Raw genomic sequence first — 23523 nt, forward strand, 5'->3', positions numbered from 1 at the left:
ACAGCCCGCCGACTTGCCTCCAGGAGGCGTTGTGCGTATCCACCATCTCAACTGCGGCTCTCTGCGGAAGATTCCACCGCTCCGGGAAGAACCCACGGCCGGCGTCGTGAACCGCGAACTGGCCACTGTCTGTCATTGCCTGCTCATCGAGACGGACTCGGACGGGCTGGTCCTGGTGGATACCGGCCTCGGCACCACGGACTTACGGAGTCCTGACCGCTCGCTGGGTGCGGGCTGGGTGGCCTACGCTCAGCCCGTACTGGACCCCGGGCAGAGCGCGCTGCGCCAGGTGGTCCGTCTCGGGTACGCGCCCCGGGACGTGCGGCACATCGTGCTCACCCACCTGCATCGCGACCACACCGGGGGGCTGCCGGACTTCCCTCATGCTCGGGTGCATGTGCACCCGGACGAGTACCGGGCCGTCACCGACCCGGCGGCAGCGCACCACCGGCATAGCCTCGACCGCTTCATGCCGGCACACCGGGCGCACAACCCGCTGCTGGCACCCGCCCCCGTGGAGGAGGGCATGGAGTGGTTCGGCTTCCCGGGCGTGGCGCGGCCGCGGGGCCTGGCGGTCGAGCTGCTGCTGGTGCCGCTGCCCGGCCACTCGGCGGGACACGCGGGTGTCGCCGTGCGCGACGGAAGCGGGCGGTGGCTGTTGCACGCGGGCGACGCGTACATGTATCACGGCGAGATCGAGCACACTCCGCCCCTTTCCCACCCCGTCCTCGAGCCGGTCCAGCGGGGAGCACAGGTCGATGTCGCGGCTCGCCTCGTGACCCGCGATCGACTGCGCGGCCTGCGCCGCGACCGCGGGGGTGAGGTCACCGTCTTCAGCGCTCACGACCCGTGGGAGTTTGCCCGCTTCGCCGCCCCAGAAGGCCGGCCTGCGGAGACAGGGCCGCACCGACCCGGGCCGCTTCGGCGCCCGCCGTCGCGCTCGTGAAGACAGCGATCGCAGTACATGGGCTGACGCCCCGGAAGTGAACCGCACTCCGACGATCCGGCCGCTGAACCGGCCGGCGTCACTGGGCCTGTCATTGAACTGCCCTTGACCACTTGACCACTTGAGTGCGACCGCGATTCCAGGGGGATGCCCGAGGCAGCCGCCGGCCGGCCGCACACCTGCCGCCGTGCTCGGACCGGCCACCCGGATCATGTACGGCGGTCCCGCGCCCGGGTCAGCTGCTTCAGTTCGATGATGGTGGCGACGGCGCGCAGCCAGGTGGCCGCGGTGTCGTCGGCGGGGATCCCGCCCGCGAGTTCGGCGCCGGCCCGCAACCACTCCCGTACGAGGACGGCCGCCTCCCGGCGGGGCAGGGGCTCGGGCAGCTCCGCGGCGCGGGCGAGTCCGCCGGCGCGCACGGTGTCGGCGAGGAAGGCGACCGAGCGCGGCTCGGTGCCGAGGCGGTCGAGGATGACGGCTGCGGCCGCTGCGCCGTCGCCGAACAGGGCGGTGCGCCGGCCGCCGGGTCCGGCGGTGAGGCCGTAGCGCAGCAGGACGGTGACGTCGAGCCGGGCCAGCTCGTCGTCGGTGCGGTCCGGTGGGTACGGGGCGTCGTCGTTCATGGCGGGGCCTCGGGTGTCTCGTCCGATGCGACTGGTCCGCTGCGGCTCAGTCGACGGTGACGGTGTAGGTGATGCGCTCGGGGGTCTGGGCGGGGGTGGCCGCACCCGTGGTCGGGGTGGCGGAGGCTCCGGTCGTCTCGGGCGGCCGGGTGGAGGTGTTGCCCTGGCAGGTGGTGAACGTGCAGTGCAGCAGCGTGAACCGGGTGCTCCCCCTGCCCTTGGCCTCGAAGGTGAAGGTGAGCCGGCTCCCGGCGCCGGGCATCGGCTCGTCGCCGGAGTCCGACGCGTAGTGCCGGCCGCGGCTGACGAGCACCGAACTGTCGGGCTCGGGGCCGACCAGGTACCAGTACTCGCGGGTGGAGGCGTTCTGCTCGACGGTGAGCGTGAAGCGCTCGCCCGGCCGGGCGGTGATGCTGGTGTCCTCCACCGGGTGGCTCGTCAGGCGGCTCGTGGAGTCATCGGCCGGTTCGCCGGTGCCCGAGCCGCAGCCCGTGGCGAGGGCGAGGAGCGCGGCCGCCGCGATCGCGGCACCGCCTCCGCTACCGCGGAAGATAGACGCTGTACGCGTTGGGGAGTTCACTGTCGGAAGCCTTGCCCATTCGGCCGTTGATGAAGTCGTCCTCGCTGACCCAGGTGGTCGAGCCCCAAGGGTTGTACACCTGGAGCTTGTCACCCTCCTGCGCGATGATGGTCATCGCGTGGGCGCCCTCCTTGCCCGAGACGTCAACCGGTACCGGATGCCCCTGCGCCACCGACTTCTCGACCTCGGTGAGGACCGCCCTGCGGTCGGCGGCATTGCTCAAGTCCTGGCGCTCGTAGTCGCTGCCGGTGGCACTGCCGACGGTGGTGTCGTTGATCCGTTCCTGCCCCTCGGGCCCCATGCCGCCCCAGTTCTCGCCGCCGTCGCCTTCGGTGTGCAGCCGGTGCTGCTCGGCCACCAGGCGCTGTCTGAAGGCGTCCGGGTCGTCCTGCTGCCCGTCCGGGCCACCGGTGAGGTCGAGCGCGTAAAGGGGGTCGACCATGGCACGGGACGTCACGGTGGACGAGGCCACGCAGGTGCCCTCGGAGCCGTCGCCGCCCTGGACCCACCGCTGGCCGTCGAACGTGACGTAGTCCTTGTTGTTGTTCGAGCCGTCCGGTGCCAAGCCTTCGTCGTCCATGCTGTCCGCGTCGGTGACCACCGGAGTGAGGTGCCGACGCAGCCAGTCGGGGTCCTTTCCGTGGATCTTGTCCTGGAACGTCCTGATCTCGGCGACGCTGTGGCCCGCGGCCAGGGCCTTCATCAGGTAGGCCCGCTCCTGCGGACTGTCCGACTTCGCCAGCATCCGCTCCATGGCCGTCTCGTCGTCGAGGCTGAGCAGGTCCATACGCGTCGAGGCGCGCGCCAGGTCGCCCGCCGTGAGGATCTCGTTCAGCTCGGGGTCGGCGCCGGCGACGCCGGTGTCGGCGAGCATCAGCTTGTCGACGGCGGTGAGTTCGCTCGTCTCCATCTTCCCGGCCCGTGCCTCGGCGGCCCACTTGTTCAGGTCCCGGGCCGCGACGCGGGTGGCCTCCTGCGCGTCGGCCACGGCGGCGTGCATCAGGTCGACCGCGTACGAGCCGAGGTGGGCGGCGTTCTTGCGGTCCCACTCCTCCTCGTCGTTCTCGTACAGGTCGTCGAAGAAACCGTCCCTGCCGCCGAGCGTCTTCTTCTGCTCCAGCAACTGTCCGCGGCCCTGCTCGTCCTTGCGCTGCGCGGTGCCGATCGCGTCGGCCAACGTCAGCAGCACCGTCGCGCAGCCCTGGAACGCCTCGCTCATCTGGGTCACGGACCGTCCGGCGGCGTTCACCACATCGGAGGCGAGGACGCTCGTGTCGCCGACCCACACCTCCGGAAGACCCTTGCGGCCCACCCGGTCGACCTGGTCGAAGACGCTGCCGACCTGGTCGGTCTGGCCGCGGTACAGCCCCGCCAGGCCCTCCAGCACGGCTGGGTCGCCGCCCGGTTCGGGCACCGAGAGGGCGTCGTCGATCAGGTCGAGGAGTTCGTTCTTGCTCCCGGCACCGAGCATCTTCTTGGACAGCCCGGCGAGCCACGCAAGGCGTAACGAAGCGGAGTCGAGGGGCGAGGAAAGGAAGGACACCGGCCCGTTCCTCAGTAGCTCGACAGGACCGAGGTGCGCCCGCCCTGCGTCGATGTGCCGGTGAGGCCGCTCGTGCCGCCGACGTGGACGCGGTCCGCGTGCTTCTTCACCCCGCCGTCGGTGCCGTGGTAGGTCTTCTGGGCCAACTGCACCTTGCCGCCCAGCTCGTGCAGCGCCGACGCCAGCGTCCTGGCCTCCGCCTCCCAGGCCTTGACGAACGCGTTCAGCGCCGACGCGGCGTCGTCGCCGCCGACGTCGGCGTACGAGTAGCTCCTGCGTGACTTGACGGCCGAGCCGACGGCGTCCATGTCCGTGCCGGCGTCGTCGAGTTGCCGGGCCTGCCCGGTCATGCCTGCCTTGACCTGGTAGCCGTCCGAGCCCACCGTGCCTCCCCCGTACGCATGTGATCGCGGCCGCGGGCAGGCTAACACGCAGCGTGAAGAGGACGATCACGCTTCGTTCGTCATACATACCTTCTTCACATGACCCGGTCCGTGACATGCCTGAGCGCTCGGTTCAACGGGCAACGGCCCCGACGCCCAGCCGCCGCCCGCTGATGTTGCCGTCACCCTTGCCCTCAGACAACCTGGTTGCCTCACCGCAACCAAACCGGTGAGGCACAGATTGCTGAAATGCGGGAGCTTTCGAACGGTGTCAGGGGCGCTGGATGCGGACGTAGTCGAACTGCGCCGTCGCACCCGCACCGCCCATCGCGCCCAGACCGATCCTGATGCGGCTGCCCGCGGGCAGCGTCCAGGTGCCGCCGGTGATCCAGGTGTGACCGTCGCGGCCCGCCGGGCGCAGGGTCGGTGCGCGAAGCGGCCTGGCGCGCAGCCTCGGACCGACCCCGAACCGGCTTGAGGGCCCGTCGGCAGAGCTGACGGGCCCTCAAGTCAGTTCAGGGCGGTGATGACCGTGGCCGGGGAATTCTCTGAGCCTTTACGTCATGCCATCGCCCGTAAAGCGTGTGTCAGGACGGTGGCATGAGCACAGCGTCGATGACGTAAATGGTGGCGTTCGCGACCTTGATGTTGCCGCAGACGATGTTCGCTTTCCCGTTGACCTTGAAGTTCGTACCCGACCCCGACGTGGTCAGCTTTCCGCCCTCCACGGTCTTGAAGGAACCGTCGGAAAGCTCGTTCGGCGTGACCTGCTTGTCCACGACGTGGTAGGTCAGCACCTTCTTGAGCTCAGCCTCGTTTCCCAGCAGCGAGTTGAGCTGCGACACGGTGACCTTCTGGAAGGCCTGGTTGTTGGGCGCGAAGACGGTGATGTCGGACTTTCCGTCGAGGGTGCCGTTCAGCTTCGCCCTGACCACGGCGGAAACGAGCTGGCTGAGTTGCGGATACGCGGCCGCTGCTTCCGTGACCTTGTCCTTCGACGTGTCGGCCTTCTGGTTGAGCGTCGAACAGGCCGGGCCGAATGGGCCCGACGAGCTGGGGGACGGAGACTCGGCGTGGCCTTGGGACACCAGGCCGCCGAGCGCGAGGGGAATTGCGAGTGCAGTTGCCGTGGCTGCTTTCGCTGTACGTGTAGCAGTGAACCTCATAGCGAGTCTTCCTCCTTGAGGCGTGAACGCTGCACGAGTCTGCGTGGCGGAATGGGGCGTCTCCACTGAAACCCGGGGCACGCCCGACGCGGGCCCCTTTCACCGCCCAACCCGATCACCAGAATATCCGGCCCATGTCGGTGACTGCATCTTGAAGCAGAGCTACCGGACTGACCGGGCTGCCCGAAGACGTCCTGACGTGTGGAGTTTCAGGCAGTACACACGGCGCCTGTCCCGGCGCGGGGGCGCTGGGGTGTAGGGGCGTGACCCGGCCAGGCTTTCACCGGTTCGTCCCCTCTGCACGAGGAACACGTTGGTGGTACGGCCGGGAATCAGCTTGTCGACTTTTCTCGCAAACCAGCTGGGATAGCATGGAAGAATGGTGCATACCAGCCGAGGCAGAGATTCTGTCGACGTCGGTCGTCATCGGGCAGCGGCGTCCTCATGATCTGGGAAATCCTGGTCCTGGGATGTGTACTGAGTCTCGACAATTTCCGGGTGTCGATCGCGCTCGGCACCGTTCCATTCGGTCTGAAGCGCGCGGTGCAGGTCGCACTGACCTTCGGCCTATGGGACGCGATCATGCCCCTGGCCGGGATGCTGATCGGACACCGGATCGGGGAGTCCGTCGGGGACGTCGCCGATCTGGTGGGCGCGGCCGCGCTCGGCGGCTACGGTCTCTACCTTGTCATCTCGGCTCTTCGGAACCCCGAGCCGGATGAGTTGTACCATCCGTGGGCGTTGTTCGGCATTCCGTTGACGCTGAGCCTGGACAACTTGTTCGCCGGGGCGAGCCTGGGGCTCCTTGGGGTCTCGCCGTGGTTCTCGGCCGCCCTCTTCGGCGTCATGACAGCAGCGTTGTCGCTGGTCGGGCTGCAGCTCGGGCGGGCCGCGGCGCGTCTCGTCCGGATCCGCTCGGACCTGCTGAGCGGGGTCACCTTGATCATCGCCGCTGCGGCGCTGCCGTTGTGGTTCGGCGGCTGACGCCCGCTCACTCGGCCCCGGGAGCGGGCTCAGTCCGGCCGGCCGGCGGGCAGACCGGGTCGGTGCGGGCGTGGGACCAGCGGAGGCCCGTCGGCCCGCGAGCCGGCGTTGGCGGCCTCGACCACCCGGGCGACCAGCTCGTGGTCGGGCGACAGGTAGCAGACCGGGTCGGTGCGGGCGGCGTCGCCGGTGAGCAGGAACGCCTGGCAGCGGCACCCCCCGAAGTCGAGCTCCCGCCGGGGGCAGCTCCGGCAGGGCTCCGGCATCCAGTCGGTTCCCCGGAACGCGGTCATCACCGGGGACTCGGCCCAGATCCACGCCAGCGGGTCCTCCCGCACGCTGGCCCGCGGCAAGGGCAGGGACTGGGCGGCAGGGCAGGGCAGGACGTCGCCGTTCGGCGTCACGGTCAGCTGCCGGGAGCCCCAGCCTCCCATGCAGGGCTTCGGGTAGCGGCTGTAGTAGTCGGGGATGACATAGATGATGTCCATGCTGTCCGGCAACCGCTCGCGGGCGGCCCGCACGACGGCCTCGGCCGCCTCGAGCTGGGCCCGGCTCGGCAGCAGCGCGTCACGGTTCCGCCAGGCCCAGCCGTAGTACTGGGTGTTGGCCAGCTCCACCCGGTCGGCACCCACCTTCTCGGCCAGCCCGAGTATGTCGGCGACACGGTCGATGTTGTACCGATGCAGCACCACGTTCATGGTGAGCGGCCAGCCCAGTTCCTTGACCACGCCCATCGCCTCGATCTTGCGTTGGAAGGACGGGGTCCCGGCGATCCGGTCGGACGCGGCCGACTCGTCGGCCTGGATGCTGATCTGCACATGGTCCAGGCCGGCAGCCCGCAGCTGTTCGGCTCTCGGACGCGAGAGTCCGAGGGCGCTGGTCACGAGGTTGGTGTAGAGGCCCAGGTCGTGGGCGTGGGCCACGATCTCCACCAGGTCGCGCCGCAGCAGCGGTTCCCCACCGGACAGGTGGCACTGCAGGACTCCCAGGTCGCCGGCCTCGACCAGTACCCGCCGCCACTCGTCGGTGGCCAGCTCGTCCCGGTAGTCGGCCATGTTCAGCGGGTTGGAGCAGTACGCGCAGGACAGCGGGCAGCGATAGGTGAGCTCGGCGAGCAGTCCGAACGGGCTATCCATCGTCGAGCTCCACCCAGCGCCGGGCGACGAGCCGGGACAGGAACTGCCGCACCTCGTCCTCGGGAACCGTCCGGTAGCGGGCGCCCAGCTCGGTCACGATCTCGGCCACGGTGTGCCGCCCGTCGCACAGCTCGAGGACGGCCGCGCCGGTGTCGTTGAGAACCACCACCGTCTCGGGGTGCAGCAGGATCCGGCGCTGCCTGGTCCGGCAGAAGGTCAGCCTCACATGGCGCGCCAACCGGGGTCGGCCCGAGCCGGACACCTCGACGCCGGGTCGGGTCCTGGTGCTGGTCCGGGTCGTCCCGGCAGGGGTCGGGTCCATGATGTTCACTCCGGGTAGGCCTGGTCGACGGCGTCCATCAGGCTCCACAGGACGTCGCACTTGAACGACAGCGCGTCGATGGCGCGCGCCTGGGACTCGGCGGAGAGGCAGCGCTCGGTGACCACCTCGAGGGCGTGCTCACAGTCGCGGGGGGCCTGCTCCAGTCGGGCGCGGAAGTAGGCGAGGCCCTCGGGGTCGATCCACGGGTACCACCGCTCGAACGCGGCCAGCCGCGCCGCCATCAGGTCGGGCGCGAACAGCTCGGTCAGCGAGGACGCCACCGCCTCCACCCACGGACGGGTCCGGGCGAAGTGCACGTAGGCGTCCACGGCGAACCGCACCCCGGGTACCAGGTGCCGGTGGTCCAGGACCTCCTCGCGGGTCAGCCCCGCGGCCTCGCCGAGGCGCAGCCACGCCTCGATGCCGCCCTCGCCGGTGGTGCGGCCGTCGTGGTCGACGATCCGCCGGATCCAGCGGCGGCGGACCTCCGGGTCGGGGCAGTTGGACAGGATCGCGGCGTCCTTGCGGGGGATGTTCTCCTGGTAGTAGAAGCGGTTGGCCACCCAGCCGCGGACCTGGCGGCGGCTCAGCCGGCCGGCGTTCATCCGGACGTGGAACGGGTGCTGGTCGTGGTACCGCCGCGAGTGGGCCCGCAACGTCTCGACGAAGCCGTCGGCGCCGGTTGTCGTGGTCGTTGTCGTCACGGCTCTACACCTGGACCTCGAGGCCGTCCACGGCCACTTCCATGCCGCTCTCCTCCACGGTACGCCGCTCGGGTGTGTCCTCCAGGAGGATCGGGTTGGTGTTGTTCATGTGCACGAAGACCGTCCGTCCCACGCCGAGCGACGGGAGCTGCTCCAGGCTGCCGTGCGGACCGTCGATGGGCAGGTGGCCCATCTCCCGGGACGTCCTGCCGGCCAGGCCGAGCCGTACGAGCTCGTCGTCGCGCCAGCAGGTCCCGTCGATGAGCAGGCATGCGCAGCCCTCGATCTCCACGCGCAGCGCCGGCGTCAGCGCTTGCACCCCTGGCAGATACACCAGCGTCCTCCTGCTGCGCTCGTCGGTGAGCCGGTAGCCCACGACGCGGCCGTGGTCCGTACCGGCTCCGAACCGATCGCGCTTGGTGGTGGGCACATCGAACGCCCGGCAGGACAGCCCGTCCGCCAGGGCGAGTTCGGCGCCAGGGGTCACCGCCCGCCACTCGACCGGGCAGTAGCACTCGAGGGTGCGCAGGATGCCCGAGCCGTCGCACAGGGTCCTGTGCACCGCCGGCGTGGCGTACAGCCGCAGGGCGCGGGTCTCGCGCAACAGAAGCAGGCCCAGCGTGTGGTCCAGCTCGGCATCGGTGAGCAGCACCGCCTCCAGCGGCGTCGTCCGGTCGTCGTGCGGGTGCAGGCCGGAGAAGGCCTCGATCTGGGTGCGGACGTCGGGCGAGGCGTTGATGAGGAACCACCGGCGGCGGTCGGCGCTGACCGCGACCGACGACTGGGTGCGCGCGGGACCGGCCCGGGAGCGGACCGCGGCGCACACCGGGCAGCCGCAGTTCCACTGGGGGGAGCCGCCCCCTGCCGCCGAACCCAGCACTCGCAGGAACACTCCGGTACTCCGTTCAGCGAGGATTCGGGTCCGTCGCCGACCCGGCCGTCTGTCACCGTCCCGAGCCGCCGGAGGGCGCCGGACCGGGTCCGGCGCCCCGCCCACGTCCGCTACTCCTCCTCCAACCGGTCGAGGTACATGGTCACTTCGGCCGCGACTGTGATCTCGACGAACTCGGGCGTCTCCCACACAGCGAGCTCAGACTCCATGGTTCACCTCCTCTCCGTGCGGATCGGGGCAGGCTTCGGGTCACGCGATGTCACGACGGTTCCGGGAGGGCGAAGGCGATCAGGGCGCTTCCGTGCCCCGCGCCGAGCATGCCGGGGAGGAACCCCTCGGCCCAGCCGCCCCAGCCGACCGGCACGGCGATGTACTGCCTGCCGTCGACCATGTAGGTGGTCGGGCTGCTGTGGTGGCCGCTGCCGCACTGGAACTGCCACAGCATCTCCCCGGTGCGGGCGTCGAACGCGTCGAACTCCCCGGAGGGTTCGCCGGCGAACACCAGGTCACCGCCGGTGGCCAGCACCGACGCGCACATCGGGAGCTCGTTTCGCCAGCGCCACTTCTCCTCGCCGGTGGCGTCGAACGCGCTGATGGCCCCCGCCATGTCGTCGATGTCCACCTGAACACCCGCGCCCCAGTACGGGATGCTCTCCTTGAACTCCCTGCGCCGCCGGGTGGCCGTGGCGCCGGTGTCCTGGACCGGGACGTAGAAGAGCCCGGTCTTCGGGCTGTAGGCCGCATGGGTCCATTCCTTGGCGCCGGCCGGACCGGGGTAGAAGTGGACCGGTACTCCCTCCTCGTCCGGGTACACCTTGGCCGTCACCCGGCCGTCCCTCGTGATCGCCCCCCACGTGATGCGGTCCACGAACGGGGTGATCTGCACCCTCTCGCCGTTCGTGCGATCGAGGACGAAGAAGTAGCCGTTCTTGTCGAAGTGCCCGAGCAGTTTGCGCCCGTCCTGCTCGAACAGGATGCACTCGGCAATGCTGTCGTAGTCCCACACGTCGTGCGGGGTGCACTGGTAGTGCCAGCGGATCTGACCGCTGTCCACATCGACGGCGATGATGCTGTCGGTGAAGAGGTTGTCGCCCTCGCGGACGGCTCCGTCGAAGTCGGGCGCCGGGTTGCCGGTGCCGACGTACAGCAGGTTCGTCTCCGGATCGAAGGTGCCGGTGACCCAGCAGTTCGCCCCGCCCCGTGCCCAGGCCTCGCCGGCGGCGGGCCAGGTCTCCGAGCCGGGCTCCCCCGGCTTCGGCACCGTGTAGCAGCGCCACTGGTGCTCGCCGGTCTCGAGGTCGAACGCGTCGAGGTGGCCGCGTACGCCGAACTCGCCGCCGGAACTCCCGACGATGACCATGTTCTTCACGACCAGCGGAGCGAGCGTGGCGCTCTCCCCGGCCCGGACGTCTCCGTAGGTCCGGTCCCAGACACGCTTGCCGTTGGTGGCGTCGAGCGCGAGCACACGGGCATTCGCCGTGACGAAGAAGACCTTCCCCCGGGCCACGGCGACCCCGCGGTTCACGTTCCCGCAGCACAGGGACACGTCGAAGGGGACCGCATGCTTGTACCGCCAGATCTCCACACCCGTCTTCGCGTCCAGGGCCCAGACCCAGCCGTCCCAGCCGGAGAGGAACATGACCCCGTCGACGACGATCGGGGCGGCCTCGAACGAGTAGGTCGACGCGCCGGCGATCAGGCCGGTCGTGCCGGCCTGGAACACCCATGCGGGGCCGATGCGCTTGACGTTCTCCGTGTTGATCTGGTCCAGCGGGCTGTACCGCTGCCCGTTGTAGGCGCCGTAGTAGGTGAGCCAGTTCTGGGGTTCCTCGCGCGCATTGAGTATGCGTTCGTAGTTGATGTCGGCCACCACCGGCGGCGCGACCTCTTCCCCGGGGGTCCTGTAGTTCAGGGTTCCCTGGTCGACAGCCTCACCCGCGTCCACGTATGCGACGGTCATCGTCTCCTCCTTTCTACGGCCGCGGCTGTTCGGGACGGTCGAGGCGGGCCTCTGGCGGAGCGTCCCCCAGGACGACGATGGCCCCGGTCAGCCCCCGGCCCTCGTCGTTGCCCGTGGGCGAGCTGAACCAGTAGTAGCCCGGCCCGTCGAGGTTGAGGGTCGCCCGTCCTCGCGAATGGTTCACCAACCAGATGAACTTCCGGTCACCATTGCTCGGCAGGAGCGCGCAGTGCGTGTTCAGGTCGTCGTTGACGATCTCGAGATCGATATCGCCTCCATGAGGCATGACAAGTATTGATGGATCCCAGGTCAGCTCGTCCGGGTTGATGCGAATGGTGGCCTGCATGCGGCCATCCGGCTTCTCGGTGGCCTGCCCGATGCTCCCGATTCCCAGCACCTGACCCAGCGTCGCTTTGTTCTGTACGTTCAACCCGACTTTGTCCAGCAGGTCGGATCGCTCCTGCGCAGTCGTCATCGGGCCTCACTCTCCTCGTCCCGAAACCATGTGTCCGTTTCACATCGGTCGCGCTGACGGCGGCACCTCGCAGCCGGTTACACGCATGTGCCCGGCGAGAATGTTCTCCGAATTGACCTCGATATTGTTTTTTACGACGCCGATTGCCCGGCTGCATCAATGGTCAAGGACTCGCGCTACGCCGGGGGAATCACCCCGAAAAAGGGTGCCGAATCGGCACTCGATAAGCACGCTACGCCGGATGAATCACACCGACAAGGGTGAGCGCCGGTTCGGGTCCGCTCATGCCGTTCGTCCGCGATCAGGCACCGTTCGTACCCGATGTGCCGCCGTTGGGGGGAGCCGGGCTGCACCGCACCGCGTGGCGCCGGGGCCGGCAGCAGATCCGGTCGGTCGTCGCCGGTCGACCACGGCTGGCCGGTCACGACGCCTGTCCCGGCATCCGGGCCCCGACGGACGACCGGGCGAGGTCGTACCGGTCGAGGTTCATGACCTTGTCCCACGCGGCGACGAAGTCCTGCACGAACTTCTCCCGTGCGTCGTCGCTCGCATAGACCTCCGCGACCGCACGCAACTCGGAGTTCGAGCCGAAGACGAGGTCGACACGGCTACCGGTCCACTTGACCTCGCCGGTGGCGCGGTCGCGGCCCTCGAAGGTCTCGGCGTCCGCGGATGTCGGCACCCATTCCGTGCCCATGTCGAGCAGATTCACGAAGAAGTCGTTGGTCAGCGACCCGGGCGCCGAGGTGAAGACGCCCAGCGGCGACTGCTGGTAGTTGGCGCCGAGCACCCGCAGGCCCCCCACCAGGACCGTCATCTCGGGCACGGTCAGGTTCAGTCGGTTGGCGCGGTCGACCAGCAGGTGCTCCGGGCGCAGCCGGTCGCCCTTGCCGCGGTGGTAGTTGCGGAACCCGTCCGCTGTCGGCTCGAGCGGGGCGAAGGACCCCGGGTCGGTCCACTCCTGCGTGGCGTCCGTGCGTCCCGGAGCGAAGGGGACCTGGACGTCGCAGCCGGCGGTCCTGGCGGCCTGCTCGACCGCGGCGGCCCCGCCGAGCACGATGAGGTCGGCCAGCGAGATCTTCTTGCCTTCGGTCCGGGAGTTGTTGAAGGACGTCTGGATCTGCTCCAGGGTGCGCAGCACCTGTGCCAGCGTGACGGGGCCGTTGACCTCCCAGCCCCGCTGCGGCTCGAGGCGGATGCGCGCGCCGTTCGCCCCGCCGCGCCTGTCGCTGACGCGGAACGTCGAGGCCGACGCCCACGCGGTCGAGACGAGCTGGGAGACCGGCAGCCCGGAGGCGAGGATCCGGCTCTTGAGCGCGGCGATGTCCGCCGCCCCGACCAACTCGTGGTCCACGGCGGGGACCGGGTCCTGCCAGCGCAGCGTCTCCCGGGGGACCAGCGGTCCGAGGTAGCGCTGGACCGGACCCATGTCGAGGTGCGTCAGCTTGAACCAGGCGCGGGCGAACGCGTCCGCGAGCTGGTCCGGATTCTCCAGGAAGCGCCGTGAGACCGGCTCGTAGACCGGGTCCAGCCGCAGCGCGAGGTCGGTGGTCAGCATGGTCGGGGCGTGTGTCGTCGATGCGTCGTGGGCGTCCGGCACGGTGCCGGCCCCGCCGCCGTCTCTCGGGATCCACTGCCACAGACCCGCGGGGCTCAGCTCCAGATCCCACTCGAAGCCGAACAGGGTCTCGAAGAAGCTGTTGTCCCACCTCGTCGGGGTGGGTGTCCACGTGCCTTCGAGCCCGCTGGAGATGGCGTCCGAGCCCGTCCCGGTGCCGTAGCTGCTCTTCCAGCCCAGGCCCTGCTCCTCGAGGGCGGCGCCCTCGGGTTCGGGGCCGAGGTGGGCGTCCGGGGCGGCCGCGCCGTGGGTCTTGCCGAACGTGTGGCCGCCCGCGATCAGCGCCACGGTCTCCTCGTCGTTCATCCCCATGCGCCGGAACGTCTCGCGGATGTCCCGGGCCGCGGTGAGCGGGTCCGGGACGGTGTTCGGTCCCTCCGGGTTGACGTAGATGAGGCCCATCTGGACGGCGGCCAGCGGGTGGTCCAGCTCCCGGACGCCGCCGTAGCGTTCGTTGCCGAGCCAGGCGCGCTCAGGACCCCAGTAGACGTCCTCGTCGGGCTCCCAGACGTCCGGCCGCCCGCCGGCGAAGCCGAAGGTCGTGAAGCCCATCGTCTCCAGGGCCCGGTTGCCCGCGAAGATCATCAGGTCGGCCCAGGAGATCTTGCGGCCGTACTTCTTCTTCACCGGCCAGAGCAGCCGGCGCGCCTTGTCGAGGTTGCGATTGTCCGGCCAGCTGTTCAGCGGCGCGAAACGCTGCATGCCGGTGCTCGCGCCACCGCGACCGTCGTCGATGCGGTACGTCCCGGCGCAGTGCCACACCATGCGGATCACAAGCGGTCCGTAGTGGCCGAAGTCGGCCGGCCACCACTCCTGCGACGTCGTCAGCACCTCGTCGACGTCCCGTGCCAGGGCGTCCAGGTCGAGCGTCCGGAACTCCGCGGCGTAGTCGAAGTCCGCGCCCATGGGGTCGGACGTGACGAGGTGTTTGCGGAGGATCGTCAGGTCGAGCCGGTCCGGCCACCAGTCGTGGTTGCTCGCAGCGCCGACCGGGTGACCGCGGTGCCCGGCCGGGCAGGAGATGCCGAGGCCGCCCGCGCTCACCTCGTTCCTCTCGCCGACCACGGCGTCCGGGCTGTCAGTCACGGGATCGCCCTTCCGGGAACCATGGTCGTGCCGGGGTACTCAGATGTCCAGCGCGCGACGTACGCCCGGGACGTTCCGCCGGGAGACCGGCACCATCTCGTGCGTCCGGTCGTCCATGACCAGGGACAGCTCGCCCTTGAGCCCGCGCTCGACCTCCCGGACGCGGCAGAGGTTGACGACATACCGGCGGTGCACCCGCAGGAAGCCGGCATCCGCCAGCTCACTGTCCAGCTTGTCCAGGCTCGGAGAGGCGGCTCGCACGCGCCCCTGATCGGTGGAGAGCCACACGTCCTTTCCCTGCGATTCGGCGAAGGAGACTTCCGGCAGCCGCAGCAGCACCATCCGGTTGTCGCGCACCGCTACCAGCCGGCGCGGCTGTACCCGAGGGTGCACGGGTCCCTCCGCCCGGGGAAACCGCGCCCCGTCGGAGCGATCGAACAGAACCAGGTTTCCGATCAGCTGTTCGGACGAGAAGACAGGTCGGATGCTGATCGATGTCGGTTCGTCCGCGAGGTGGGCGGAGATCTGCGTCGAGCCGACCCAGTCAGGATCGTGGGCCGCCTGCCTCGCGGCGTACCGGGCGGCTGCGATCAGTTCCGGCAGCCCGGAGCTCCATCGCAGCGTGGGGTCGACCGCCGGGGTGCTCGCCGGGACGCCCAGGAGCACGCTTGCCATGTCGTCGGCGATCACCACCTTGCCCGCGGTGTCCACCGCGGCGAGCGCCGCACTGGAGCGTGCCCTGGCCTGGCTGTAAGCCGCGACCAGTTCGGCGCCGCTGTGCCGGGCGCGCCTCTTCAGCGGGTACTGGCTGATGGCGGCCGCGTTCGCCAGCCAGCTCTCCGCGGACGCGGGAAGCCGGCTGCGCCGGCAGCAGAGGTTCAGGACCGCGATCGGTTCCCTCGTCACCACGTCACGCACCGCGATGCCCGCGCAGGCCCAGTCGTGGAACGCCTGACACCAGTGCTCCGCGCCCCTGATCGGTACCGGCCCGTGCGCCTCCAGCGCCGTGCCCATGCCGTTGGTGCCGACCGCGCACTCCGACCAGCAGAACCAGGGCGCCAGGTTGGAGTCGCCCGCTCTGGCGAGCGCCGCCTGGTCACCCCACTCGGCCAGGATCCGGCCCGTGGCGTCGGTGACGGTGACGACGCCACCGAGGTTGCCCATTTCATGTGCCACGGAGGCGGCACGGAAACCCAGCTCGGCGAACACGACATCGTGCTCGGGCGTGTGGTCGGGCCCCACGACGGCCACCGGGGCCTCTGTGAGAAGGGGATCGACCCGGTACTGCTCTCGGCAGCGATGCCAGGACATCGCCACCAGGGGCCGGACACCCGGGACGTGATCCTCGCCCCGCACGAACCGCTCCCACGCCGCGAGCACCGTGCCGCTGTCCGGGTCCGCCGAGACGGGCTCAGGCCGATGTGCGTCCCTCATGGTTCAGAACCGCCCTTGGTTCGTCCCCGACGCCCGACGGCGTGCGCGCGGTCCCGCCGGTCACCCCTCGTCGCAGCCGGGCCTGCAGCGGACCGGGCACTGCGTCGCGCGTCTTCCTGCGTCGTCACTCGTTCCAGGCTGTGTCACAGACCTTCACCACCACCCTAGGTACCGTCGTCCGGCTGCGCACATCCCTCGCCACGTCGACGGGGCACAGGACCCTGTTGTGTCGGCTCGGGAGTCTGCGGGGCCCGCTTGCGGGGGGCGGCAGGTGGGCGGACACGGGCCGGGGCCCCCGGCTGCCGTCGGCAGCCGGGGGCCCCGGGTGCGGTTCACGCCGTAGGGAGAAGGGGGCCGGGGGTTTCCGGCTCCGCGGGGCCGGAAACCTCGTCGGACCGAGCCGCATCTCGGCGGCGGGGCGGCGGACAGGCTGGTGGCGCCGTTCCAGACGGCGTGGCCGGCCGCGGGGCGCCGCCGTGGCCGAGGCCGTGATGGACGCAGAGCACGTCGGCCAATGTGATCCTGACCCGCGACGACACCGTCAAGATCCTCGACTTCGGCATGGGCACGACCGTCGACGATCCCGACCAGACGCGCCTGACCAGCACGGGCTCCACGGACCCTGCCTGCCGGCTGCCGCCGTGCGCCCAGACCAGCCAGCCGTACGGGTTCGGGCCGGGCCGGTAGACCCGTACCGGGATGTGGTGGGCCCGGCGTCGAGCCACCGGCCCGCCCAGCCGGCCTCCTCGCGCTGCCGGTCGTCGAGACGCACGGCGGTGGAGGCCGGCTGGGCTGCATCCGGCGGCTCGTACCGCCCGCCGTTACTGCGCACTCGATCGGGTGCGCAGGAACAGGGCGCTGGTGAGGGTGCCGAGGAGCGCGATGGCGGCGTTCACCGCGATGGCGACCTTCAGACCGCCGAGAATGGCCGAGGCTCCGGCGCCGGTCATGGCGGCGGTAGCGACGGCGCTCATGATCGGCGTGCCCATGGTGATGCCGACCTGCTGGGTCATGGTGGCGAGGCCGGTGGCCAGACCCTGCTCGTGATCGGCGAGCCCCGAAGTGGCGGTGACCATGAAGCCCACGATGACGAGCATGTTGCCGACCCCGCCGGCGAAGGTGCCGATCAGCAGCAGCCACATCCACGAGCGGTCGTCACCGAGGCCGAGCAGCGCGGCGGTGAAGACGGTCTGCAGTATGCCGCCGGTGATCAGCGTCGACTTGCTGCCGATCTGTCCGATGACCTTCGGGGCGATGGTGCCGCCGACGACCGTTCCGATGCCGAGCACGCCGAAGGACAGGCCGGCGGCGAGCGGGGAGAAACCGAGCACTTTCTGGAGGTAGAGCGTCAGCAGGAACACCAGGGAGGTCTCGGTGAGGAACGCGATCAGACCCGCGATGTTGCCCCAGGCCACCGACCTCCTGCCGAGTACCCCGAGCGGTACGAGCGGCGCGGACACCTTGCGCTCGACGGCGTAAAACAGCAGAAGCAGGGCAACACCCGGGGCCAGCGACAACAGGGCTTGAGCCGAGCCCCATCCCTTCTCGCCCGCCTGGGTGAGCCCGAAGACGATGGCCAGCAGACCGAGCGTGACGGTGACGGCGCCCGGCAGGTCCAACTTGGGACGCTCGCTGGGGCGCGACTCCTTGATGACCGTCGGGGCGATGAACAGCACGGCGAGGGCGACAGGCACATTGATGAAGAACGCCCAGCGCCACGACAGCAGGTCGGTCAGCAGGCCGCCGAGGATGGCACCGGTGGTAAATCCGGCTGACATGAGTGCCCCGTTGAGGCCCAGCGCCTTCTGACGCAGCGGGCCCTCCGGGAACGAGGTGGTCAGCAGCGAGAGTCCGGCCGGGGTGACAGCGGCGGTCGCCAGGCCCTGAAAGACGCGGGCCACGATCAATACCTCGGGGTTCTGCGCTAGACCACCCACGAGCGAGGCCGCGCCCAGGACAACGAGGCCGCCGAGGAAGAGCCGGCGGCGGCCGAACAGGTCCGCGACGCGGCCGAACAGCAGGGTGAAGCCCGCCGCGCACAGCGCGAACGATGTGGCGATCCACTGCAGATGCGATAGCGAGAAACCCAGGCCCTCACCGATCACCGGCAGCGCCACGTTCAGGATGGAGAAGTCCACGGCCAGCATGAACTGGGCCGCAAGCAAGAGCACCAGTACCAGCCGAAGCCGGGGGGTGAGCGCGGCCGGGGCCGTGCCAGCGGCGGTGCCGGAGACGGTACCGGCCGCCTCCGAATCAGTGACAGACATGAAGTCGAGTCCCTTTCCTCACGTTTCCTGACACCCAGCGCGCTCACGGTCGCTTCACGCGCGGTTACGGAAGGAGAGACTCGTCGACACCAGGAATCCCAGCCAGCACCCTGTCTCGCACAGCCAGCGCGAGGGTAGTCACCACATGACCACCCTTACGGCCCCCGGTCTTCGTGTCGGGCGGGCATCATGGGAAGTCAGTGGCCACGGCCTGTCGCACACCACCGACCTGGAGGCACGGGTGGACGCCCCGTCCGCGCTGGGAGACTTCCTCAAGTCGCGTCGCGCCGCACTGCGCCCGGAGGACGTCGGCATCACCCCGCACCCGACCCGCCGCCGCGTCAGCGGCCTGCGTCGTGAGGAGTTGGCAATGCTTGCCGGGGTCAGCATCACCCACTACACGCGTCTCGAGCAGGGCCGTGCCACCAGCGTCTCCGACGGTGTGCTGGATGCCCTAGCGCGTACGCTGCGTCTCTCCGACGACGAGACGGCCCATCTGAAGGACCTCGCCCGCCCCACGGCCGCTTCATCCCGGCCGGCTCCGTCCCGAGTGGCCCATGCCAGTGCTTCGGCCCGACAGTTGCTGGCGGCCATGAGCGAGGTCCCGGCCCTGGTGCTGGACCGGCACAACGACGTGCTCGCCTGGAACCGTATGGGGCACGCGCTGTTAGCCGGACATCTGGCGCCCGAGAGTCCCGACACACCGGCCACCCGCCCCAACCTGACCCGGATGCTGTTCCTGGATGAGCAGTATCAGGAGCTGTTCACGAACTGGAGCGAGGAGGCGCAACTCGGCGTGGCTTCCCTGCGCCTGGTCGCCGGCCGCCATCCCCACGACCGAGACCTGGCCGAACTCATCGGTCAACTGACCATGAACTGCGATGAGTTCGCCTCTCGCTGGGCCCGGCATCCGGTGCGCACCTGCACCTCTGGGGTGAAGCACTTGCGTCATCCGCTGGTCGGCGCGATGGACCTCAGCTTCGAGAACCTTTTCATACCCGGGGCCTCCGGCCAGCGCCTCATCGCCTACACGGCCGAGCCTGGCTCGCCGTCGGAGGCCGCGCTGCGGCTTCTTGGCAGCGTGGCGGCCCCGCTGGCACAGGACCCGACGGCGGTACGGCACTGAGGGACACCGCCGCACCGCCGTACGGCCCAGTCGGCCCCCTCAGTGGTAGCTGTTTGGATCCCTGGCCATGAGTGGGAGGGCTGGACGATTTTGGTTGTCCACCCTGCCGCAGCTGGAGCAGGCCTCGCGGATCGTGGCGCATGCGGCACAGGTGTTCATCGAGGAGCTGGAGCTGGAGCTGGAGCTGTGGAGTCCACCGGCGCGGATGTGGACGCGGCCGCGCTGTGGCGGGCTGTGGAGAAGCCGCTTCAGACTCGCGGTGGCCCCGTTCACCAGGGGTCCACCCATCCGAGAGGCCACCTTTCGGTCAGCAGCGCACGTGGTGCCGCTCGTCACGAAAGGTGGCCCCCTCGCTGCTTCACCGGCCGGAAGAGAGCTCGCCCGGGCCGGGTTCAGGAGACGGCGGACGTCAGGTACGTCAGGTACACCCCTCCCCCACAGTCGGACGTCTTCCGCAGGGTCCAGCGGCCCCGGACGGTTGGGGAGGAGAAGTTCGACTCGGCGTCGTCCTCCTCCACCTCGCCTCCCTCAGGGAGGTAGCCGGCCTTGGGGAGCCGCTTGTGCAGGAATGCCAGGGTGGTGTCGAAGCCGCCCCGTACGACGGTGGCGACGACGAGCCGGCCGCCGGTGCGGTGCTCCACCGAGGTCACGACCGCGCCGTCGGGCACCGGCAGGTTCTCCGGGAAATCCTTGGGGAGCGGCAGTGAGGACGCAGTAGGACAACCGCCGGGCGCGGCACCGGCTGCATTCCCGGCCGGCGGATCGGTTGTCCGATCCGCCGCGTACGGCGCCCCCGGCGGCTCGGCGTGCTTGTTCGCCGCCGAGCATCCGGTGACCGCGGCCAGGCTGAGGACGGCTCCCACCAGTACGGCAGCCGAGGGTGATGGCTTCATCTGATGGCTTCCTCAGGGCTTCTTGCGCTTGCCGCGGACCACGGCGTCGTATGCGCCGTACAGCGTGTTCCCGGAGGACTGGCGGGCGATGGAGGCCAGCGCGTCGTAGTTCTGCGCACCTCCGGTCGCGCAGGTGCCGGTGCAGCCGTCGGCGTAGGCGGCGAGCACGCGGCCCTGGGCGTCAGTGGTGACGTCGATGAAGTCCAGGAGGTTGCGGTCCTCGCCGCAGGTGGTGCCGCCCGTGCAGATCGACCCCCTCTGGACGGGGTCGGTGGGGGTGGCGTCGGCGGTGACCCAGGACTGGCCGCCGTCGTAGGTGGTGGCCACATACAGGTGCCACACGCCCTGGAAGGCCGTGTCCTGGTAGTTGCCGCCCGTGGTGGTGCCGAGGAAGGCGAAGGAGGCGCGGTTGTCGTCGCCCGCGGTCACGGCCGGGAAGACGACGTTCTTGATTCCGAGGGCCGCGCCGACGTTCTGGTCGTACAGCCACGTCCTGCCCTTGTCGTGGCTGACGGCGATGCGCGGCGTGCCGTCGCTGTTCTGGTAGCCCATGTAGACGGTCCCGCCGGCCCCGATACCCACGCTCGGGTCCGAGTCACCGGGGGTGCTGGACGGGTTGTCGCGGACGGTCCACGTCAGCCCGTTGTCCTCGGAGACGGCCACGGCCTGATGGCCGCCGCAGCCCTTGTTGGGCACGTACACCGTGCCGTCCGGGGCGACCTTCACATGCCCGTGCAGACCGCCGCAGTCCAGCAGCGAGTACATCGGAACGGCGGGCCCGTACGTCAGACCGCCGTCCCGGCTGACCGCGCAGGAGGCGTCGGCGATGTCCTGAGAGCAGTAGTAGACGGCGTTCGGGTACGAGGTGAGTGCGCCTCCGCCCGGGGCGAAGGGACCGCCGCCGATGGTCTGGTGGTCCACACCGGAGTTGATGCCCGAGCCGCCCGTCGGCGTCCACGTTTCACCGTCGTCGTCGGTGTAGCAGGTCAAGGCGGTCTTGCCGGCAAGCTGCGACTCGAACGTGCGGTGGGTGACCGGGTCGGTGAAGAGAATCGGGTCGAGGCTGGCGGTGCTGCCCTGGGGGCAACCGCCGGCCGCACTCGCGCTCTTGTCCTGCCATGTGGCGGCACCGGTACTGTCGTAGGTGACCTTGAGCGTCGACGTGTACGCCTGGAACATCGCGGCACCACTCGCACGGTCGACGCCGATCGAGGGTTCACCGGCGTTGTGCGCGTCCGCTATGCCGTCGGGTGCCCAGGAGTTCGCGTACGTCGGCGGTGTGGCCGTACTCGGCGGCGGATCGGCCGGAACGGTGATCAGACTCGCGGTGCCGGTGAAGCTGGCGCCGAGCGGCGCGTACGGCACCACACGCACGGTGTATGACGCCGATACCGCCGGAAGCAGCACGGTCTCGGGGTCACTGGAAGAGGCCGAGGCGGCCACCTCTCGGCCGTCCGCGTCGAGGACGTACAGGTCGAAGTCGGCGGCGGAGTCCGGCCATCCCACGTCGATGCGCAGGCTGTGACCGGTGTCGTAGCCCGCGGGCACCGACACCTTCAGGGCGTAGTCGTCGCAGGGTTGCGCAGTCCCGCAGCTCACCGTCCCGACCGTGCCGGAGACATTCGGGATGGCGAAGGGTCCGGCGCTCCACGTGGCCGTGGGCGCGGTGTCGCTGACCGATCCGGATGGCGGGGTGGCGGCGTCGGCAGTCGCACTCGGCAGGGTTCCGGCGACGAGCGCCAGCAACCCGACGGCGAGACGCCCCCGCGACCGGGGATGGTGGTGAAGACGGAGTGCGGAGAGTAGAGCCACAGGTACCTCATGGGTTCGCGAGCCGGACAAAGGGTGGTCGTGTGTGGCGGTACGGGTGATGCCTTCGTCTGCTCTACGGGGAGGCAGGCCGCGTCCGTCGCGAGAAACCGGACCCTTTTCGAAACGGGCGGACAGGTTCTGAGGGGCCGCGGCACAGTCGGTGAATAGTGCGCTCAGGGGTGGGGGCGCCTTGGAGCCACCACGGCTCGACCGCCGTGAAGCCCGCCGTCCCAGTCCGCGGCCGCCCCCCTCCTCACGAAGAAGTGCCCCCGCGCGACTGCGCGAGGGCACTTGCGCGGGCCTGGTCAGAGGGCGTCGACGCCGCTCACCTTCCAGCCGTCGGAGGTGCGAGTGAGCGTCATGCGCACCCGGTTCAGGTCCAGCCGGGGCTGCGGGACCTGAGTGCTCCGGGTGACCTGGTTGACGAAGAGCAGGACGACGGCCCGGTCCGGTGTGACCGACACGACGGAGACCGCCGGGGTGCCGCCGTCGGCGGGTGTGGCCACGGTCGCCTTCACCGCGCCGTGGTACTTCGTCGCGGTCGGCGCGACCACCGCCTTCGTCGTCTTGCCGTACTGGTCGCGGAAGTGCCCGGTCAGCAGGGCGCGGGCCCGGGAGAAGTCCCGGTCCAGGTGCCGGTAGTCGTACGACAGCACGACCGGCGCCGCCTTCCGCGCGGCCGCGAGTGCCTCGCCGCGGGTCTGCTCCGCCTGCCGCCCCTGCCAGTACTGCCACCCGAGTACGGCGGCCGTGACCAGGGCCACCGCGAGGACGACGCCCAGCACCGCGGTGAGCACGCTCCGCCCGGCCTTGCGCGGGGACGCGCCGTCCTCCGGCTCCCCCTCGAACGACTCGGGCGACTCGGGCTCCGGCGGGTCCTCCCAGCCGTTCGCCGGTGGCTCGACGAGCAGGGTGCGCCCGGAGCGGGTCTGCTCTTCCTTGCGGGCATCGCGCTCGGGGCGCGCGGGCCGCCCGGCTCGCTTGGCCGCCGCGCGGGTGGCCGCGGTCATGGTGCGGCGGGCCGGTGAGCCGGTGCCGCGGGTGCGGGAGGGCGGGTTTGCCACGGTGTCTCTCCTCATCGATGGCCTCACGGGTGGGTCAGCCCACGAACGCGACGTCGGAGGTCAGCCAGCGGCCGGCCACGCGCGTCAGGTCGAGCTGGAGCCGGTAGGTGCGCGCCTGGCCCTCGGGCGTGGCGGTGTTGGTCACCTTGCTGTCGGCCACGACCAGGACCCGGGCCGAGCGCGCGTCGGACCGCACGATGCCCGCTTCCAGGACCTGCCCCTCGGACACCGACTTGTTCTGCGCGACCAGCTTCGTCAGTTGTGCGGTCTGCGCGGCGAACTCCTTCTTGAATTCGCCGGTGGCGCCCTTCAGCACGTTGCCGCTGTCCCGGTCGTAGTGCCGGTAGTCGAGCGAGGTGAAGCTCAGCGCCGACTGGCGCGCCGCCGCCAGGATGTCCTGACGGCGCTGTTCCGCCGCGCGCTGTTCGGACAGCCTCCAGCCCAGCCAGGCACACAGCACGGTCGTCAACACGGTCGCGGCGACGAGCCCCGCCGACAGCAGCCTCATG

Annotated in this window: 23 protein-coding genes; 4 read left to right on the forward strand and 19 right to left on the reverse strand. The window is 70.1% G+C overall.

The window, feature by feature from the left end; genetic code table 11:
- The first annotated feature begins 106 nt into the window (after positions 1–106).
- Positions 107–946: an MBL fold metallo-hydrolase gene (locus ACWDNY_RS00470; protein WP_451643455.1), complete on the forward strand. Its 840-nt coding sequence runs from the start codon at positions 107–109 to the stop codon at positions 944–946.
- 209 nt (positions 947–1155) lie between these two features.
- Here the strand turns inward: ACWDNY_RS00470 and ACWDNY_RS00475 are convergent, their stop codons facing one another.
- The 5 genes from ACWDNY_RS00475 to ACWDNY_RS00495 form a co-directional block, all read right to left on the reverse strand.
- Positions 1156–1569 (reverse strand): hypothetical protein, encoded by a 414-nt coding sequence (locus ACWDNY_RS00475; RefSeq protein WP_451643456.1) that lies wholly within the window; start codon positions 1567–1569, stop codon positions 1156–1158.
- A gap of 46 nt (positions 1570–1615) precedes the next feature.
- A complete protein-coding gene (locus ACWDNY_RS00480) occupies positions 1616–2149 on the reverse strand; it encodes a protease inhibitor I42 family protein (protein ID WP_451643457.1) in 534 nt (177 codons plus the stop codon).
- Positions 2109–3692 carry a peptidoglycan-binding protein gene (locus ACWDNY_RS00485; protein ID WP_451643458.1) on the reverse strand — a complete coding sequence of 528 codons (1584 nt, stop codon included), beginning with the start codon at positions 3690–3692 and terminating at the stop codon, positions 2109–2111. Before ACWDNY_RS00485 ends, ACWDNY_RS00480 begins: the two co-directional genes overlap by 41 nt.
- Positions 3693–3703: 11 nt before the next feature.
- On the reverse strand, positions 3704–4075 hold the full coding sequence (locus tag ACWDNY_RS00490; RefSeq protein ID WP_451643459.1) for a hypothetical protein: 372 nt from the start codon (positions 4073–4075) through the stop codon (positions 3704–3706).
- Between the two features lie 587 nt (positions 4076–4662).
- Entirely contained in the window at positions 4663–5241 is a 579-nt protein-coding gene (locus ACWDNY_RS00495; RefSeq protein ID WP_451643460.1) for a fasciclin domain-containing protein, read from the reverse strand.
- A 444-nt stretch (positions 5242–5685) separates the two neighbouring features.
- On the opposite strand from ACWDNY_RS00495, the gene ACWDNY_RS00500 reads away from it, so the two are divergent.
- Positions 5686–6225: a manganese efflux pump MntP gene (locus ACWDNY_RS00500; protein ID WP_451643461.1), complete on the forward strand. Its 540-nt coding sequence runs from the start codon at positions 5686–5688 to the stop codon at positions 6223–6225.
- A gap of 29 nt (positions 6226–6254) precedes the next feature.
- Here ACWDNY_RS00500 and pqqE read toward each other — a convergent pair whose 3' ends face one another.
- The 9 genes from pqqE to ACWDNY_RS00545 form a co-directional block, all read right to left on the reverse strand.
- A complete protein-coding gene (gene pqqE / locus ACWDNY_RS00505) occupies positions 6255–7361 on the reverse strand; it encodes a pyrroloquinoline quinone biosynthesis protein PqqE (protein ID WP_451643462.1) in 1107 nt (368 codons plus the stop codon).
- Complete coding sequence (gene pqqD, locus ACWDNY_RS00510; protein WP_451643463.1) at positions 7354–7683, reverse strand: pyrroloquinoline quinone biosynthesis peptide chaperone PqqD; 330 nt, start codon at positions 7681–7683, stop codon at positions 7354–7356. The genes pqqE and pqqD overlap by 8 nt, the downstream gene beginning before the upstream one ends.
- A gap of 5 nt (positions 7684–7688) precedes the next feature.
- Entirely contained in the window at positions 7689–8387 is a 699-nt protein-coding gene (gene pqqC / locus ACWDNY_RS00515) for a pyrroloquinoline-quinone synthase PqqC (protein ID WP_451643464.1), read from the reverse strand.
- Between the two features lie 4 nt (positions 8388–8391).
- Positions 8392–9279: a pyrroloquinoline quinone biosynthesis protein PqqB gene (pqqB, locus tag ACWDNY_RS00520; RefSeq protein WP_451643465.1), complete on the reverse strand. Its 888-nt coding sequence runs from the start codon at positions 9277–9279 to the stop codon at positions 8392–8394.
- Positions 9280–9389: 110 nt separating this feature from the next.
- On the reverse strand, positions 9390–9488 hold the full coding sequence (pqqA, locus tag ACWDNY_RS00525) for a pyrroloquinoline quinone precursor peptide PqqA (RefSeq protein WP_451643466.1): 99 nt from the start codon (positions 9486–9488) through the stop codon (positions 9390–9392).
- Between the two features lie 50 nt (positions 9489–9538).
- Positions 9539–11239 carry a PQQ-dependent dehydrogenase, methanol/ethanol family gene (locus ACWDNY_RS00530; RefSeq protein ID WP_451643467.1) on the reverse strand — a complete coding sequence of 567 codons (1701 nt, stop codon included), beginning with the start codon at positions 11237–11239 and terminating at the stop codon, positions 9539–9541.
- A gap of 13 nt (positions 11240–11252) precedes the next feature.
- On the reverse strand, positions 11253–11714 hold the full coding sequence (locus ACWDNY_RS00535) for an MSMEG_3727 family PQQ-associated protein (protein WP_451643468.1): 462 nt from the start codon (positions 11712–11714) through the stop codon (positions 11253–11255).
- A gap of 421 nt (positions 11715–12135) precedes the next feature.
- Positions 12136–14418: a catalase/peroxidase HPI gene (gene katG / locus ACWDNY_RS00540; RefSeq protein WP_451643469.1), complete on the reverse strand. Its 2283-nt coding sequence runs from the start codon at positions 14416–14418 to the stop codon at positions 12136–12138.
- A 39-nt stretch (positions 14419–14457) separates the two neighbouring features.
- Positions 14458–15852 (reverse strand): LytTR family transcriptional regulator DNA-binding domain-containing protein, encoded by a 1395-nt coding sequence (locus tag ACWDNY_RS00545; RefSeq protein WP_451643470.1) that lies wholly within the window; start codon positions 15850–15852, stop codon positions 14458–14460.
- 516 nt (positions 15853–16368) lie between these two features.
- Here ACWDNY_RS00545 and ACWDNY_RS00550 point away from each other — a divergent pair.
- The gene (locus ACWDNY_RS00550) at positions 16369–16539 is read left to right on the forward strand and encodes a hypothetical protein (RefSeq protein WP_451643471.1); all 171 of its coding nucleotides are present in this window, start codon (positions 16369–16371) and stop codon (positions 16537–16539) included.
- A gap of 134 nt (positions 16540–16673) precedes the next feature.
- On the opposite strand, the gene ACWDNY_RS00555 is transcribed toward ACWDNY_RS00550, so the two are convergent.
- Entirely contained in the window at positions 16674–18119 is a 1446-nt protein-coding gene (locus tag ACWDNY_RS00555) for an MFS transporter (protein WP_451643472.1), read from the reverse strand.
- Positions 18120–18360: 241 nt separating this feature from the next.
- On the opposite strand from ACWDNY_RS00555, the gene ACWDNY_RS00560 reads away from it, so the two are divergent.
- Positions 18361–19245: a helix-turn-helix transcriptional regulator gene (locus ACWDNY_RS00560; RefSeq protein WP_451643531.1), complete on the forward strand. Its 885-nt coding sequence runs from the start codon at positions 18361–18363 to the stop codon at positions 19243–19245.
- A 392-nt stretch (positions 19246–19637) separates the two neighbouring features.
- Here the strand turns inward: ACWDNY_RS00560 and ACWDNY_RS00565 are convergent, their stop codons facing one another.
- The 4 genes from ACWDNY_RS00565 to ACWDNY_RS00580 all read right to left on the reverse strand — a co-directional run bounded on the left by ACWDNY_RS00565 (position 19638) and on the right by ACWDNY_RS00580 (position 23522).
- Positions 19638–20138 carry a hypothetical protein gene (locus tag ACWDNY_RS00565; RefSeq protein WP_451643536.1) on the reverse strand — a complete coding sequence of 167 codons (501 nt, stop codon included), beginning with the start codon at positions 20136–20138 and terminating at the stop codon, positions 19638–19640.
- Between the two features lie 12 nt (positions 20139–20150).
- Positions 20151–21737 (reverse strand): hypothetical protein, encoded by a 1587-nt coding sequence (locus tag ACWDNY_RS00570; protein ID WP_451643473.1) that lies wholly within the window; start codon positions 21735–21737, stop codon positions 20151–20153.
- Positions 21738–22255: 518 nt separating this feature from the next.
- Positions 22256–23014, reverse strand: a complete 759-nt coding sequence (locus tag ACWDNY_RS00575; protein ID WP_451643474.1) for a hypothetical protein — start codon at positions 23012–23014, stop codon at positions 22256–22258.
- A gap of 34 nt (positions 23015–23048) precedes the next feature.
- Complete coding sequence (locus tag ACWDNY_RS00580; RefSeq protein WP_451643475.1) at positions 23049–23522, reverse strand: hypothetical protein; 474 nt, start codon at positions 23520–23522, stop codon at positions 23049–23051.
- Position 23523 lies beyond the last annotated feature (1 nt).

Source organism: Streptomyces sp. NPDC003697, assembly GCF_053587115.1.